A 13,188-nucleotide genomic window follows, 5' to 3' on the forward strand; every position below is an offset into this window, starting at 1 on the left:
AGGAAATATAATGGTCAGGACAGCGAAATCAGCGCCTTACTTGGGAAATGTGGGTTTTATTGTGCGGCTCGGTCAGCCGGTGCGCAGGAAGGCGGCGAGTTCGCGCAGCGCGGCCTTTGCCGGTGCGTCGCCGGCACGGGCGATCAGCATCACGCGCGCCGCCGGCAGGGCGGGCAGGCCCAGCGCCGGCCCCATATCGACGCTGCCCACGGGCGCCAGATGAGCCGCCAGCGGCGCCACCGCCAACCCCGCCACCACCGCCGCGCAGACCGAGGAGACGCTGCCGCCGGTGAAGGCCTCGCGCCAGGCGATGCCGGCCGAATCGAGCGCCGCGACGGCCAGCGCACGCACGCCGCACGGGGCTGCCAGCAAGGCCAGCGGCAGCGGGGCGCCCTCGCCTCGCCAGTCGGCGGCGGCGAACCAGCCATAGCGGTCCTGCCGCACCAGTTCCCCGGCGCGCCGGTCGCCCTCGCGCCGCACCACCACGGCGTCGAGTGCGCCCGCATCGAAGGCGTCGAGCAGCGCCCGTGAAAATCCCATGCGGATGTCGAACACGATGTCGGGACTGACCGCCGCCAGCCGGCGCAGCAGGCCGGGCAGCGTGTCGCCCGTGGTGTGATCGCTGATGCCGAGCCGCAGCCGCCGGGTGGGACGGGCATCCCACAGCCTTGCCTCGCGCTCCGCCGCCAGCAGCCGGCGGGCCCTCTCCAGGAACAGCGCGCCATCGCCGGTGAGGCGAACGAGACGCGGCGTGCGTTCCAGCAGCGTGCGGCCGAGCCGCTCCTCCAGCTTGCGCAGCTTCAGGCTCACCCCGGCCTGGGTGCCGCCCAGCGCCTCGGCCGCGCGGGTGAAGCTGGAGAGTTCGGCCACATGCACGAAGGCACGGACGAGATCGAGGTCGAGGGGGCGCTCATTCATAACAAAACACTATCACTGATAGTTTCAATGATAGCGTTATCGCATGGCAGGAACCGCGTTACGACTCCCCTCACACACCGCTCAGGGAGACCCGTCATGCCGATGATCCAGATCCGATTCGCCGTTCCCTCATCCACACCGGCGCTGGAGGCCGCCCTCGCCCGCCGCGCCGCGCAACTGGGGCAGGAATGGCTGGGCAAGGACCCGTCCGTCACCGCCGTTCTGGTCGAACCGGCGGACCCGGCCCACTGGTTCTGCGCCGGGAGGAGCCTGAAGGAGGCCGGACTCGCCGCCTTCTGGCTCGACATCCGCGTGACCGAAGGCACCAACACCAAGGACGAGAAGGCCGCCTTCGTCGCCGCGACCTTCACCGCCTTCGGCGAGTTGCTGGGCCCGTTGCACGCGGAGAGCTATGTGCATGTGGTGGAAGCGCGCGGCGATGCCTATGGCTATGGCGGGCTGACCCAGGAACGGCGGTACATCGCCGCCCGCCCCGCCTAGTTCGTCACTCCAGCTTCTCGCCGGGATAGACGCCCCAAAGGCGTTCCTGCTCGATATAGCCGTCGAAGCCGTTCTCGAAGAAATGGCACCATTTGCCGTCGCAATGCTCGACCTTGCCGAGCACGCCGGCTTCCAGCCGGGCGCGCAGGCCGGCTTTGGTGGTGGGCTCGGCGTAGAGCGGAATCTCCTCGCCGGACTTCCACGGGGTCACCAGCGCCGTGCGGCGGCCCGAGAGCATGGAATGGTAGACCCAGCCCTCGGCGCCGTCGGCATCGCGGATGCGCCGCCAGTTCTCGAACTCGGCCGTGATCTCCACCGGCAGCCCGGCGCGGGTGAACACCCAGGCCACGCCATGGTCACGGGTGGGGCCCGCGCGCACATTCACCTTGTCCGCCTTCAGGCTGACGAAGCGCGGCACCGGCAGGCCGCTGGCACGGCCCACCGGCCCGGTCGGCGCCGCCTCCTGCGCAATGGCGGCCGGCGGGAACGGCAGGGCGGCGGCGCACAGGCCCCACACCACCGCCGAAGCCCGCAGCAAATAGGTCACCCGCAGCTTCGTCCTGCCTCGAAGCCAGTTTCCACGCATCGTCTCAATCACCCTTCGCCCATCGCGGCGGCGCTGCCCGGCAGCGCGATCGTGCGAACACGCCTGCACCGCGAATTGGTGCATTTTTGTGTTTCGCCGACCTGTCTGCTAAGGAACGCGTCGCCCGGTTTTGGCGCAAGTGTGGAGCCCGTAGCGTTAACGGGAGCTTGATCGCCGCGGGGGAATCGTACGGGGAGCAACATGGCCCGCAGGAAGCCGCTGGTCGTCGTGACGCGCAAGCTGCCCGACAAGATCGAAACCCGCATGCGCGAACTGTTCGACGCGCGGCTCAACGTCGACGACGTGCCGATGAGCCAGGCCGACCTGTGCGAGGCGATGGCCACCGCCGACGTGCTGGTGCCCGCCATCTGCGACCGCATCGACGCGAAGGTGATCGAGGCCGCCGGCCCGAATCTCAAGCTGATCGCCAATTTCGGCAATGGCGTCGACCATATCGACGTCACCGGCGCCACCACGCGCGGCATCACCATCACCAACACGCCCGGCGTCCTCACAGAGGACACCGCCGACATGACCATGGCGCTGATTCTGGCGGTGCCGCGCCGCCTCACCGAGGGCGCCGCGCTCATCACCACCGATGACGGCGCGTGGCCGGGCTGGTCGCCGACCTGGATGCTCGGCCACCGCATCTGGGGCAAGCGACTCGGCATCATCGGCATGGGGCGAATCGGCCAGGCGGTGGCCCGCCGCGCCCGCGCCTTCGGCCTGCAGATCCACTACCACAACCGCCGCCCGCTTCCCGCCCATATCGAGGAGGACCTCGAGGCGACCTATTGGGACAGCCTCGACCAGATGCTGGCGCGGATGGACATATTGTCCGTCAACTGCCCGCACACGCCGGCGACCTTCCACCTGCTCTCCGCCCGGCGGCTGAAGCTGGTGCGGCCCGATGCTTACATCGTCAACACCGCGCGCGGCGAGGTGATCGACGAGCACGCGCTGATCCGCATGATCGAGCAGGGCGAGATCGCCGGCGCCGGCCTCGACGTGTTCGAGCGCGAGCCGGCGGTGAGCCCGAAGCTGCTCAAGCTCGCCCGCGCCGGCAAGGTGGTGCTGCTGCCGCATATGGGCTCGGCCACGGTCGAGGCGCGGGTCGACACCGGCGAGAAGGTGATCGTCAACATCAAGGCTTTCATGGACGGCCACCGCCCGCCCGACCGGGTGCTGCCGGCGATGTTGTGAGGGCGCGGGTGCCTGCGTGCTTCGAGGCTCGCTACGCTCGCGCCTCAGCATGACGCGGGCTCTTCGTCCGGCAGATCGTCATCCTGAGGTGCCTGGGCTCAGCCCGGGCCTCGAAGGATGGCTCGGTCAGGCGCTTCAGCGCGCGTGCGCCGAGAGATCGCGGATCGTCGGGTTCTCCCCGGTCAGCGGGTTGTCCGGGTCCCAGCCGTAATTGAGCGTCTCGAACCGCATCGAGCGGGTGTCGATCATCAGCAGCCGCCCCACCAGCCCCTCGCCGAAGCCCACCACGGCGCGGATCGCCTCCAGCGCCACCAGCGAGCCGGCAAGGCCCGCCACCGCGCCGAGAATCCCGGCCTCGGCGCAACTCGGCACCGTGCCGGCCGGCGGCGGCTCCGGAAACAGGCAGCGATAGGTCGGGTTCGGCGTGCCGTCCGGGCCCTTTTCATGCGGTCGCAGCGTGGTCACCGTGGCGTCGAAGCGCCCCAGCGCGGCCGAGACCAGCGGCACGCCTGCCAGCGCGCAGGCGTCGGAGACCAGATAGCGGGTGGCGAAATTGTCCGAGCCGTCGATCACCACATCGGCTTGCGCAACCAGCGCCAGCGCATTGTCGGCGGTGAGCCGGGCGTCGATGCCCTCGAAGGCGACATGCGGATTGAGCGCGGCAATGAAGGCGCCGGCGCTCTCGGTCTTGCGCCGGCCGACCGCACCGGTGGTGTGAATGACCTGACGCTGCAGGTTCGACAGCGACACCTCGTCATCGTCGATGACGGCGAGATGCCCGACGCCGGCGGCGGCGAGATACATCAGCGCGGGGGCGCCCAGCCCGCCGGCGCCGACCACCAGCATGCGCGCCTTCTTCAGCTTCTGCTGGCCGGGTCCGCCGATCTCGGAGAGCACGAGATGGCGGGCGTAGCGCTCCACTTCCTCCGACGAGAACAGCGGGGAACGCGGGGGCGCGGGAACATCGGGCGGAACATCGGTCATGGCGCGCCTAATATAGCGATGAACGCCCCGCCCGCCACAGCCGCGCGAGGGATGAATCCCCCATTGGCCGCCGGACGATTAACCGCTATCCCGGTTCCATGAACCCGGACCACGCATCGCTGTTTGCCGCCGCGCGCGACCATGCCGACACTCTCGCGCGCCACCGCCTCGTGCTCTATGCCGGCGCCAACCTGCCCTCCCCCGAGGTGAGCGCCGCGACCGCGCCGGGCCTCGGCGCCATGCCCGCCATGGGCCCGAGCTTCGACAAGGAGCAGCCCGGCACCGAGATGGTCTCGCGCTTCGAGGTGGCGGTGCGGGAGGAAGCCTGCGCGCTGTTCGGCGCCGCCTGGGCCGAGCCGCGGCTGCCCAGCGCCACCCTGTGCAACCTTGCCGTATTCCACGCCTTCGCCCGCCCGGGCGACCTCATGCTGGCACCGGGCGCGGCGCATGGCGGGCATCTGAGCCAGCGGCGCGGCGGCACGCCGGAACTTGCCGGGCTCGCCTGCGCCGAGCTTCCCTTCGACGCCACCGGCCTCTGCCTCGACACCGCCGGCGCGGCGCGGATGGTGGAGCAGCGCCGGCCGCGCCTCGTAATGCTCGGGCGCAGCGTGATGGTGCGGCCGGACGACATCGCCGAGGTGGTGGCGGCGGCGCGCGCGGTGGGCGCCACGACCGTGTTCGACGCCTCCCATGTCGCCGGGCTGATCGCCGGCGGCACCTATCCCAACCCGCTGTCGCAAGGCGTCGACGTGCTGGTGACCTCGACCTACAAGACCCTGCCCGGCATGCCGCACGGCCTTGTGCTCGGGCGCGATCCCGCCCAGGGCGAGGCATTGGCCCGGCTGCTTGATGCCCGCTTCCTCGCCAATTACAACGCCGCCCTGCTGCCGCCGCTGCTGCGCCTGCTGGTGGCGATGCGGACGGGCGCCGCCGCCTACGCGGCGCGCATCGTCGCCAATACCGCCGCCCTCGCCAGCGCCTGCCGGCAGCGCGGCCTGCCGGTGATCGCGCCTGAGGCGGGCCACACGCACCAGTTCCTGATACCGATCGACCCGGATGTCGAGCCGCGGGCGCTGATCGCGACGCTGGCAGCGAGCGGGGTGATTGTCGGCCTCTGCCCCGACATCACCCGGCCGGGACGGACGGCGTTGCGGGTCGGAACGCAGTTTCTGGCGACGCTCGGGCTCGGGGCACTGGCGATGGAAGAGGTCGCCGGTCTCCTCGCCGCCCTCCTCACCGGCCCCGAGGGCGTATCGCCGCGGACGGTGGCGGGCGACGTGCCGGCACGGATCGCGGCCCTGCTCGCGCGCTGACGAAAGCAGCTACGTCCCCGTTGCCGGGGAGCGACGCTTCGATTATGAAGACGCGACCCGGCGCAATGATCGCGCCGCAGGCACCCGTAGCTCAGCTGGATAGAGCGTTGCCCTCCGAAGGCAAAGGTCGCACGTTCGAATCGTGCCGGGTGCGCCATTTTCTAGCGCAAAATCAGTGACTTATCAATCCTGCCTCTTGGGGCTATCCGCCTCTGTCCCGCCGCGGGAGCACCGCGGAAGCAGGTTGCGGCGTGCGGCGGCGTGCCGGCGCGTAGCGCGGGCGGCGAAGAGATTCGCGCATCTCGCCCTCTTGCCGCTAAGCCGCCTCCCACACCCGCAGCAGGCCCTTGATGGCGCCACGTCCGGTGCGGGGGTTGTGGATGCCATAGCGCTGTATCGCCAGACGCCAGGCTTCATAGAAGGTGTTCTGGCAATAGGCGGTATCCTTGCTGGTCAGCTTGACCGTCTTGACGAACAGCGTGCCCGGATCGGCGGCATGTTCGAGCAGCACCCGCCGATGCCGGTCGATATAGGCCTCCAAATTGGATGGAGGCCGCCGAGGTCCGGGAGGATCAGCCGGAACGGCTTGCTGCCGAAGAAGGACGAGTTCGCGTTCCTGGAGGCGATCCTCGAAGCCTGATTAGTCGTCGGCCACGAGGCTGGCGCGTGTGGCCCGGTCGACGCTGCCGGTCGCGCTGGCCGATCTCGTCAGCGAGGCAAAACCCGAACGCGCCGTTCGTCGCCGAACGGGCGGTGTGGATTGTCCGCGGGCCGACTGGACCGCAGGGGCGCTCCCGTCAGGCGGCCACGGGTTTGGTGTCCGCCTGCGTTGGCAGGCCAAGCGTGAATATCCAGCAGATGAACAGCATCGCCGCCGATCCGATGAGGCAGGCCAGGATGCCGCCCGACTGATAGAGGAGACCGGAAGCCAGGATGCCGATGAAACGGCCGGCCGCGTTGGCGGCATAGTAGAAGCCGACATCCTCCGCCGCCTTTTCCGAGCCCGCATAGGCGAGCACGAGATAGGAGTGCACGGAGGAGTTCACCGCGAAGGCGATCCCGAACACCGCGAGCCCGACGACCAGAACGACGGTCGGATCAGGCGGCGCGAGAGCGAGGATCGCGGCGATCAGCACCGGAACGATGGCCAGACCCAGCGACCAGCCGCGCGCCGCCGGCACCTCGCGCGACAGGCCGTCGGGGCTGCGCGCGACCAGCGAGGGCGCCGCCGCCTGCACCAGCCCGTAACCGATGGTCCACAGCGCGAGGAAGGCGCCGACCATGGTGAAGGTCCAGCCGCTGGCATAAAGGAACACCGGCACGCCGACCACGAACCACACGTCCCGCGCGCCGAACAGGGCGACGCGGGCGGCCGCCAGAAGATTGATGCCCTTCGACTTGGCGAACAGCTCGCGGGCGCTGCTGCTGGCCTTGGCCCTGCCCATCATGGCGGGGAGAGAGAACACGACGCCGAGCATGACGAGGAACAGCGCCCCCGCCATCAGCCACAGCCCGTAGCGGAAGCCGACCAGTTGTAGCAGCAGCCCGCCGAGAAAGAAGCCGACGCCCTTCATCGCGTTTTTCGAGCCGGTGAACCAGGCCACCCATCTGAACAGCCGGCCTTCCGCCTCGCCGCCGGCCTGCGATTCCGTGATCTTGATCGCCGATTTGGAAGCGGTCTTGGTGAGGTCCTTGGCGACGCCGCACACCCCTTGCGCCAGCAGCACCCAGGTGACCAGCAGCGTGCTGCCCCATTCCGGCGAGACCGCCGAGAGCAGCAGGAAACCGGCGATCTGGGTGACCAGCCCGACAGTCAGCATGCGGGTGATGCCATAGCGCGCCGCCAGCCAGCCGCCGATGAAATTGGCGCCGATGCCCGCCGCCTCATAGAGCAGGAACAGGAAAGCCAGGGTGAAGGGCGAGTAGCCGAGCTGGAAGAAAGTGAACAGCACCAGCATGCGCAGGGCGCCGTCGGTGAGCGTGAAGCCCCAATAGGCCGCCGTCACGATGGCGTAGTTGCGCAGCCCGCTCGCTGAGGAACCCGTCATGGTCAAATCCCGACCTTGTGCATGTGGCAGGCCAGATCGACCATGCGGCAGGCATAGCCCATCTCGTTGTCGTACCAGGCATAGACCTTCAGCAGCGTGTCGTCGGTCACCATCGTCGACAACCCGTCGACAATGGAGGACCGGGTGTCGCGGGCATAATCGACGGAGACCAGCGGGCGCGGCTCATAGCCGAGGATGCCGGCAAGCGGCCCTTCCGCCGCCGAGCGGAACAGTTCGTTCACTTCCGCCACGGTCGTCGGGCGCTGCATCTCGAACACCGCGTCGGTGAGCGAGGCATTGAGCACCGGCACGCGCACCGCATGGCCGTTCAACTTGCCCTTCAGCTCGGGATAGATCAGCGCGATGGCGGTGGCGCTGCCCGTCGTGGTGGGCTGGAGCGAGAGCATGGCGGAACGCGCGCGGCGCAGATCCTTGTGCGGGGCGTCGACCACCACATTGGTGTTGGTCGGGTTGTGGATCGTGGTGATCTGGCCGTGGCGGATGCCGATGGCCTCGTGCACGACCTTCACCACCGGCGCGAGGCAGTTGGTGGTGCAGGACGCCGCCGTGACGATGGGGTGCGTTGCCGGCTCATAAAGGTGCTCGTTGACCCCGACGACGACGTTGAGGACGGAAGGGTCCTTCACCGGCGCGGCGACGATGACCCGCTTGGCGCCCCTGTCCAGATGCCCCTGCAGGACGGCGGGGGTCAGGAACTTTCCCGTGCATTCCAGCACGACATCGACGCCCAGATCGCCCCACGGAATATCCGCCGGCGCAGCATGGGCGGAGAACGAGACGCGCTTGCCATCAATGGTGACGGCCTCCTCGCCCGAGGTCTCGATCTGCGCCCGCCAGCGCCCCTGCACGCTGTCGAACTCGATGAGATGGGCGGTCGCCGCAGCACCGCCCTTGATCTCATTGAAATGGACGATGTCGAGCCGGTTTCCGGCGCGCGGATCGCTTTGCTGGCGTTCGGCCGCACCCATCGCCGCGCGCAGCGCCAGCCGCCCGATCCGCCCCATGCCGTTGATGCCGACTCTCATGCGCGAAATCCCCTGGGATGGATGCTTGACGTGTGCGGCACGCATCCGTGCGTGCGTTTCGCGGGCTCGCTGCGCCCCTACCAGCCTGGAATGACAGTTCGGTGACGACCGCGCGCCGCAAGACCCCGATCGGCGCGCATTTGATCGCTCCATCTATTTCCGTTGGCGGTGAAAAGCGGTAGCCTGATTGGAACAAGAAGAACTACGAACAGGAAACGCCATGTCTCGGGAAACGTTCTTCGGGTTGAATCGGCGCGCCTTTGCCACGACGCTAGTGACGCTCGCCACTTCGATTGTGGCTTATCCTCATACGTCCAAAGCAAATCCGGCGGATATACGTTTCGGTTTGACGCCAGTATTTCTCACCTCTGACCTGGAACTTCTTGATCGCCTGCAAACATATCTTTCCCTAGCGACAGGTGCCCCGATTAATCTCATCACACGCCGCACCTATCAGGAGATCATCGCCCTTCTTATTTCGAGACAGATCGACGCGGCCTGGATCTGCGGCTACCCCTATGTGATGCACGCGACCGAGCTGCAGCTGGTCGCGGTGCCGCAATGGCGCGGCGAGCCGCTCTATCAGTCCTATCTGATTGTCGATGCCGATCGCCGCGCGGACCGCCTCGCCGACCTCAAGGGGGACGTGCACGCCTTCTCGGACCCGGATTCCAATTCCGGGTTCCTGGTCACGCGCGCGGCTCTGGCCGAGGCCCACACCCGGCCCGAGACCTTCTTCGGGCGGACATTCTTCACCTATGGACATCGCAACGTCATTCGCGCCGTCGCCTCCGGGCTGGCGGCGTCCGGATCGGTGGACGGCTATGTCTATGATGTCGTCGCGGAGATGGAACCGGAACTCACCGCCCGCACCCGTATCCTGAGGCGATCGGAATGGCTCGGCTTCCCGCCCATCGCCGCCCCGCGGGCGGCCCTGGACAAGGAGTATCTCGCGCGCCTTTCCGCCGCCCTGCTGAACATGTCGGAAGATGCGGACGGACGCGCCATCCTCGCCATGCTGCGGCTCGACGGTTTCGTGCGCGAGGACGCTGCGCTCTTCGACACGATCGCCGCGAAGGCGGCCATCGTCGCGACCGAGGGCTAGCCGGTGCGGCGGTCTCTCGATCCCCGCGGCTGGCCGGTGGCCCTGAAGGTGCCGCTGGCGGTCGCCGCGCTCATGGTTCTCGTCGGCGTGGTACTCTCCGAGCGCGTATTGTCGCGCCTCGACGACACGCAGGAGCGTCATCTTCGCGAGCTCACCCAGAGCTATCTCGACGGACTGTCCTCGGCGGTGGCGCCTTCGATCCTGCGCGATGATGTCTGGGAGGTCTTCGACGCGATCGAGCGGGCGCAGCAGTTGAACAAGAGCCTGCGTCCGGTGGAGGCGATCGTCGCCGGTGCGGACAATCACGTGATCGCCGCTTCCGATCCACGAGCCCGTCCGGTCGGCACACGCGTGCCGGCCGCGATCGCCGCCGCCACCGGGCGGGAGACCTTCCGCTTCGATTCCGGAGCGGACCGCGCCTATGCCCTGCGCGTGCTCTCCTATCCCGGTCGAAAGGTGGGGACGATCTATGCGAGCTTCGACACCCGTCATCTCGCGGTCGAGCGACGGGACGTGCTGACGGCACTCGTACTGACCAACGGTGTCCTGACCCTTCTGCTGGCGGCGGCCGGCTGGTTGCTAGTGGCACGGATGATGCGGCCGATCCGTATCCTGTCCGACCATCTGGGCAATGCGCGCGAGGCTCACGTGGCGCCCATTGCGCCGGAAATCGTGGCCGCCAGCCATGGCGAATTCGGCCGCCTCTTTCAGGCTTACAACGCGCTGGTCCACTCGACGGCGGAGCGGCAGGAACTGTCCAAGCGGCTGGCCGAGGAAGAGCGCCTCGGCAGCCTCGGACGGCTGGCGTCGGCGCTGGCCCATGAGATCAACAACCCGCTCGGCGGTCTCTTCAATGCGCTCGCGACCGTCAAGAGCCACGGCCATATCGAGAGCGTTCGCGTCGGATCGGTGGGCCTGCTCGAACGCGGCCTGGTCGGCATACGCGACGTGGTGCGCACGACGCTCGCGCTCTACCGGACGGATGGCAGCCGGCGCGACCTGATGGCCACGGACATTGAAGATCTCGGCCTGCTCATCGCCCCAGAGGCCCGCCGGCGAGGGATCAGCCTCACCATTTTCAACACGCTGGAGGGCAGCGTGCCGCTGCCCAGCACGCCGATGCGGCAGGCGGTGCTGAACCTGCTGCTCAACGCCGTCGCGGCATCGCCTGAAGGGGCGACCGTTGTCCTCTCGGCGACGGTTGCCGGCCGGCAATTGCTGGTGGAGGTGCGGGACCGCGGCCCGGGCCTGCCACGCGAGGCGGCCGCGCTGCTGACCGGTGCCGCCGGTGCGCGCCCCCTGACCGAGGGAGCCGGCCTCGGCCTGTGGATGACCCACCGGCTGCTCAGCGATCTCGGCGCAACCATCCGTGTCGACTCCGCCGAGGATGCGGGCACCTGTGTGAGCGTGTCGATCCCCTTCACCCGCGACGAGGAGTTGGCCAATGTCGCCTGATCCGGTTCGGATCGGCCTGGTCGAGGACGACCCGATCATGGGGGAGAGCCTCGTCCAGCGGCTCACGCTCGAAGGCATGGCGGTCAAATGGTGGCAGGCCGGGCAGGCCGCGCTGGGCGAAATCGCCGGGCACCGTTTCGAGGCGATCATCTGCGACATCCGGCTTCCCGACGTAACGGGCGAAGCGGTGTTCCGAGAAGCCGCGCGCGGTGCCAACGCGCCACCCTTCCTGTTCATCACGGCGCATGGCGACATCGATCAGGCCGTCCGCCTCATGCGTGCCGGCGCGGCGGACTATGTCACCAAGCCCTTCGACATGGAGGATTTTCTCGCCCGCCTCGGCGATCTGATGCGCCCGCCCGGAGACGGCGACCAGGCCGCACTTGGTGTCTCGCCGGCCATCCGGGAGACCGAGCGGCTGCTGCGGCGCCTCGCCCGGGTCAGTTCGACGGTGCTGATCACCGGCGAGACGGGGACCGGCAAGGAGGTCGCTGCCCGTTTCCTCCACGCCATGTCAGAGGCCGCCGCCGCGCCCTTCATGGCCGTCAACTGCGCCGCCATCCCGGCGGATCTGCTGGAGAGCGAGGTGTTCGGTCACGAGAAGGGTGCGTTCACCGGCGCCACGCAGCGGCATCTGGGCTATGCCGAGCGGGCCGGAACCGGTGTGCTCTTCCTCGACGAGATCGGCGAGCTGCGCCCCGAGCTGCAGGCCAAGCTGCTGCGCCTGATCGAGGACCGGAGCTTCAATCGCGTTGGCGGCGAGCAGCCGCTTCAGTTCAATGGCCGGCTTGTCACCGCCACCAACGCCGATCTTCCCCGCCGTGTGGCCGCCGGCAGCTTCCGCGAGGATCTGTACTACCGGATCAATGTCGTCGCCGTGCGCATGCCGCCGCTGCGCGAGCGGCGCGAGGATATTCCCTGGCTGATGGAACGCGTCTTCGCCGAACTCGCCGGCCGGCTGGCGACCCAGACCAGCGGCATAAGTGCCCTCGCCGAAGAAGCGGCCCTCGCCCATTCCTGGCCGGGCAATATCCGGGAACTGCGCAACCGCATGGAACGGGCGATCGCCCTCGGCATGGGGCCCTGGATCATGCCGGGCGACCTGTTTCCCGAACAGGTCCCGTCTCGCCACGAGGATGCCCACCAGCTCGGTTCGCTGGAAGAAGCGCGCCTCGATGCCGAGAAGAGGCACATTCTGCGCGCGCTCGCCAGCACGCAGGGCGAGGTCACATCGGCCGCGCGGCTGCTCGGCATCGGGCGCACCACCCTGTGGGAGAAGATGCGCCGTCTCGGACTTGGCGCCGAACCGTAGCGCCAGCTCCATGTTCGGCAATCCGAACCCACGGCGGCGCACCATGTTCGGATTGTCGAACGCGGGGCTCTGACACGCCCGGCTGGGCAAACCTAAGCTTTTGATTTTTATCACTATTCTAAACTGGCGCGCCTCCTGCAGAGCAATGCCGTCCGCACGCGGACCTGCATGATCGGAGGGAGCTAAAATGAAGAGGTGCCAAAGCCTCGTAGATGCCGGCCGCCGCCAGTTTCTGACGGGCGCCGGCGTAATGACCGCCGGGGCGGCCGCGGCCACCGTGCTGCCGGCAGAAGCGCGGGCCGCCGATCCGGCGGCGGCGCTGGTGAAGTACCCGGTGAACCGACTTGCCAATCTGAAGGATCTCACGGCCAACGAGCCCTTCGACGTCGCCTATCCCGACGACGATGCGCCCGGTGTCCTGCTGAAGCTCGGCACGCGCGTGGCGGGCGGCGCCGGTCCCGACGGGGACATTGTCGGTTTCTCCACGGTGTGCCCGCACAAGGGATATCCGCTGGCCTATTCCACCGGTGACAAGACGCTGAACTGCCCCGGGCACTATTCCCGCTTCGACTGCGAAAAGGGCGGGCAGCAGGTCTGGGAACAGGCGACGCAGAACCTCCCCCAATACACGCTGCGCATCGATGACAAGGGCGACATCTACGCCGAAGGCGTGGACGAGCTCCTGTATGGCCGCCTGTCGAACGTGCTCTGAGGGAG

At 68.2% G+C, this 13,188-nt stretch carries 12 protein-coding genes, 1 tRNA gene and 1 pseudogene; 8 read left to right on the top strand and 6 right to left on the bottom strand.

Annotated elements, in window-relative coordinates; translation table 11 throughout:
- Positions 1-72 precede the first annotated feature (72 nt).
- Positions 73-918 carry a LysR family transcriptional regulator gene (locus KHC23_RS23635; RefSeq protein WP_213376167.1) on the bottom strand — a complete coding sequence of 282 codons (846 nt, stop codon included), beginning with the start codon at positions 916-918 and terminating at the stop codon, positions 73-75.
- Between the two features lie 96 nt (positions 919-1,014).
- Here KHC23_RS23635 and KHC23_RS23640 point away from each other — a divergent pair, with 96 nt between their 5' ends.
- A complete protein-coding gene (locus KHC23_RS23640) occupies positions 1,015-1,419 on the top strand; it encodes a tautomerase family protein (protein ID WP_213376168.1) in 405 nt (134 codons plus the stop codon).
- A gap of 4 nt (positions 1,420-1,423) precedes the next feature.
- On the opposite strand, the gene KHC23_RS23645 is transcribed toward KHC23_RS23640, so the two are convergent.
- Positions 1,424-1,966 carry an SH3 domain-containing protein gene (locus KHC23_RS23645; RefSeq protein WP_271188702.1) on the bottom strand — a complete coding sequence of 181 codons (543 nt, stop codon included), beginning with the start codon at positions 1,964-1,966 and terminating at the stop codon, positions 1,424-1,426.
- A 240-nt stretch (positions 1,967-2,206) separates the two neighbouring features.
- Between KHC23_RS23645 and KHC23_RS23650 the strand changes: the two genes are divergently transcribed.
- Complete coding sequence (locus KHC23_RS23650) at positions 2,207-3,208, top strand: 2-hydroxyacid dehydrogenase (protein WP_213376170.1); 1,002 nt, start codon at positions 2,207-2,209, stop codon at positions 3,206-3,208.
- A 135-nt stretch (positions 3,209-3,343) separates the two neighbouring features.
- Here KHC23_RS23650 and KHC23_RS23655 read toward each other — a convergent pair whose 3' ends face one another.
- Entirely contained in the window at positions 3,344-4,192 is an 849-nt protein-coding gene (locus tag KHC23_RS23655) for a HesA/MoeB/ThiF family protein (RefSeq protein ID WP_373878528.1), read from the bottom strand.
- 98 nt (positions 4,193-4,290) lie between these two features.
- On the opposite strand from KHC23_RS23655, the gene KHC23_RS23660 reads away from it, so the two are divergent.
- Together KHC23_RS23660 and KHC23_RS23665 are read left to right on the top strand one after the other, a co-directional pair.
- A complete protein-coding gene (locus KHC23_RS23660; RefSeq protein ID WP_213376171.1) occupies positions 4,291-5,505 on the top strand; it encodes a glycine hydroxymethyltransferase in 1,215 nt (404 codons plus the stop codon).
- An 80-nt stretch (positions 5,506-5,585) separates the two neighbouring features.
- Positions 5,586-5,662, top strand: a tRNA-Arg gene (locus tag KHC23_RS23665).
- A 180-nt stretch (positions 5,663-5,842) separates the two neighbouring features.
- Here KHC23_RS23665 and KHC23_RS23670 read toward each other — a convergent pair.
- From KHC23_RS23670 to KHC23_RS23680, 3 genes and pseudogenes are all read right to left on the bottom strand, one after another.
- Positions 5,843-6,132, bottom strand: a pseudogene (locus tag KHC23_RS23670) (hypothetical protein); the annotation flags it as partial.
- Positions 6,133-6,302: 170 nt separating this feature from the next.
- Positions 6,303-7,553, bottom strand: coding sequence for an organoarsenical effux MFS transporter ArsJ (arsJ, locus tag KHC23_RS23675; RefSeq protein ID WP_213376172.1), 1,251 nt, complete (start codon positions 7,551-7,553; stop codon positions 6,303-6,305).
- A 2-nt stretch (positions 7,554-7,555) separates the two neighbouring features.
- Positions 7,556-8,599 carry an ArsJ-associated glyceraldehyde-3-phosphate dehydrogenase gene (locus tag KHC23_RS23680; RefSeq protein ID WP_213376173.1) on the bottom strand — a complete coding sequence of 348 codons (1,044 nt, stop codon included), beginning with the start codon at positions 8,597-8,599 and terminating at the stop codon, positions 7,556-7,558.
- Positions 8,600-8,819: 220 nt separating this feature from the next.
- Between KHC23_RS23680 and KHC23_RS23685 the strand changes: the two genes are divergently transcribed.
- From KHC23_RS23685 to KHC23_RS23700, 4 genes are all read left to right on the top strand, one after another.
- Complete coding sequence (locus KHC23_RS23685; RefSeq protein ID WP_213376174.1) at positions 8,820-9,704, top strand: substrate-binding domain-containing protein; 885 nt, start codon at positions 8,820-8,822, stop codon at positions 9,702-9,704.
- 3 nt (positions 9,705-9,707) lie between these two features.
- Positions 9,708-11,159 carry a sensor histidine kinase gene (locus KHC23_RS23690; protein WP_271188703.1) on the top strand — a complete coding sequence of 484 codons (1,452 nt, stop codon included), beginning with the start codon at positions 9,708-9,710 and terminating at the stop codon, positions 11,157-11,159.
- The gene (locus KHC23_RS23695) at positions 11,149-12,471 is read left to right on the top strand and encodes a sigma-54-dependent transcriptional regulator (RefSeq protein WP_213376175.1); all 1,323 of its coding nucleotides are present in this window, start codon (positions 11,149-11,151) and stop codon (positions 12,469-12,471) included. The genes KHC23_RS23690 and KHC23_RS23695 overlap by 11 nt, the downstream gene beginning before the upstream one ends.
- 187 nt (positions 12,472-12,658) lie before the next feature.
- Positions 12,659-13,183: an arsenate reductase (azurin) small subunit gene (locus tag KHC23_RS23700; protein WP_213376176.1), complete on the top strand. Its 525-nt coding sequence runs from the start codon at positions 12,659-12,661 to the stop codon at positions 13,181-13,183.
- Positions 13,184-13,188 lie beyond the last annotated feature (5 nt).

Origin of the sequence: Ancylobacter dichloromethanicus (assembly GCF_018390645.1) — a bacterium.
Classification (GTDB): Bacteria; Pseudomonadota; Alphaproteobacteria; order Rhizobiales; family Xanthobacteraceae; genus Ancylobacter; species Ancylobacter dichloromethanicus.

Bases quoted from the DNA above. Each gene is read 5' to 3' on its own strand.
- KHC23_RS23635 (WP_213376167.1), bottom strand. From the start codon at position 918: ATGAATGAGCGCCCCCTCGACCTCGATCTCGTCCGTGCCTTCGTGCAT.
- KHC23_RS23640 (WP_213376168.1), top strand. From the start codon at position 1,015: ATGCCGATGATCCAGATCCGATTCGCCGTTCCCTCATCCACACCGGCG.
- KHC23_RS23650 (WP_213376170.1), top strand. From the start codon at position 2,207: ATGGCCCGCAGGAAGCCGCTGGTCGTCGTGACGCGCAAGCTGCCCGAC.
- KHC23_RS23655 (WP_373878528.1), bottom strand. From the start codon at position 4,192: ATGACCGATGTTCCGCCCGATGTTCCCGCGCCCCCGCGTTCCCCGCTG.
- KHC23_RS23660 (WP_213376171.1), top strand. From the start codon at position 4,291: ATGAACCCGGACCACGCATCGCTGTTTGCCGCCGCGCGCGACCATGCC.
- arsJ (WP_213376172.1), bottom strand. From the start codon at position 7,553: ATGACGGGTTCCTCAGCGAGCGGGCTGCGCAACTACGCCATCGTGACG.
- KHC23_RS23680 (WP_213376173.1), bottom strand. From the start codon at position 8,599: ATGAGAGTCGGCATCAACGGCATGGGGCGGATCGGGCGGCTGGCGCTG.
- KHC23_RS23685 (WP_213376174.1), top strand. From the start codon at position 8,820: ATGTCTCGGGAAACGTTCTTCGGGTTGAATCGGCGCGCCTTTGCCACG.
- KHC23_RS23695 (WP_213376175.1), top strand. From the start codon at position 11,149: ATGTCGCCTGATCCGGTTCGGATCGGCCTGGTCGAGGACGACCCGATC.
- KHC23_RS23700 (WP_213376176.1), top strand. From the start codon at position 12,659: ATGAAGAGGTGCCAAAGCCTCGTAGATGCCGGCCGCCGCCAGTTTCTG.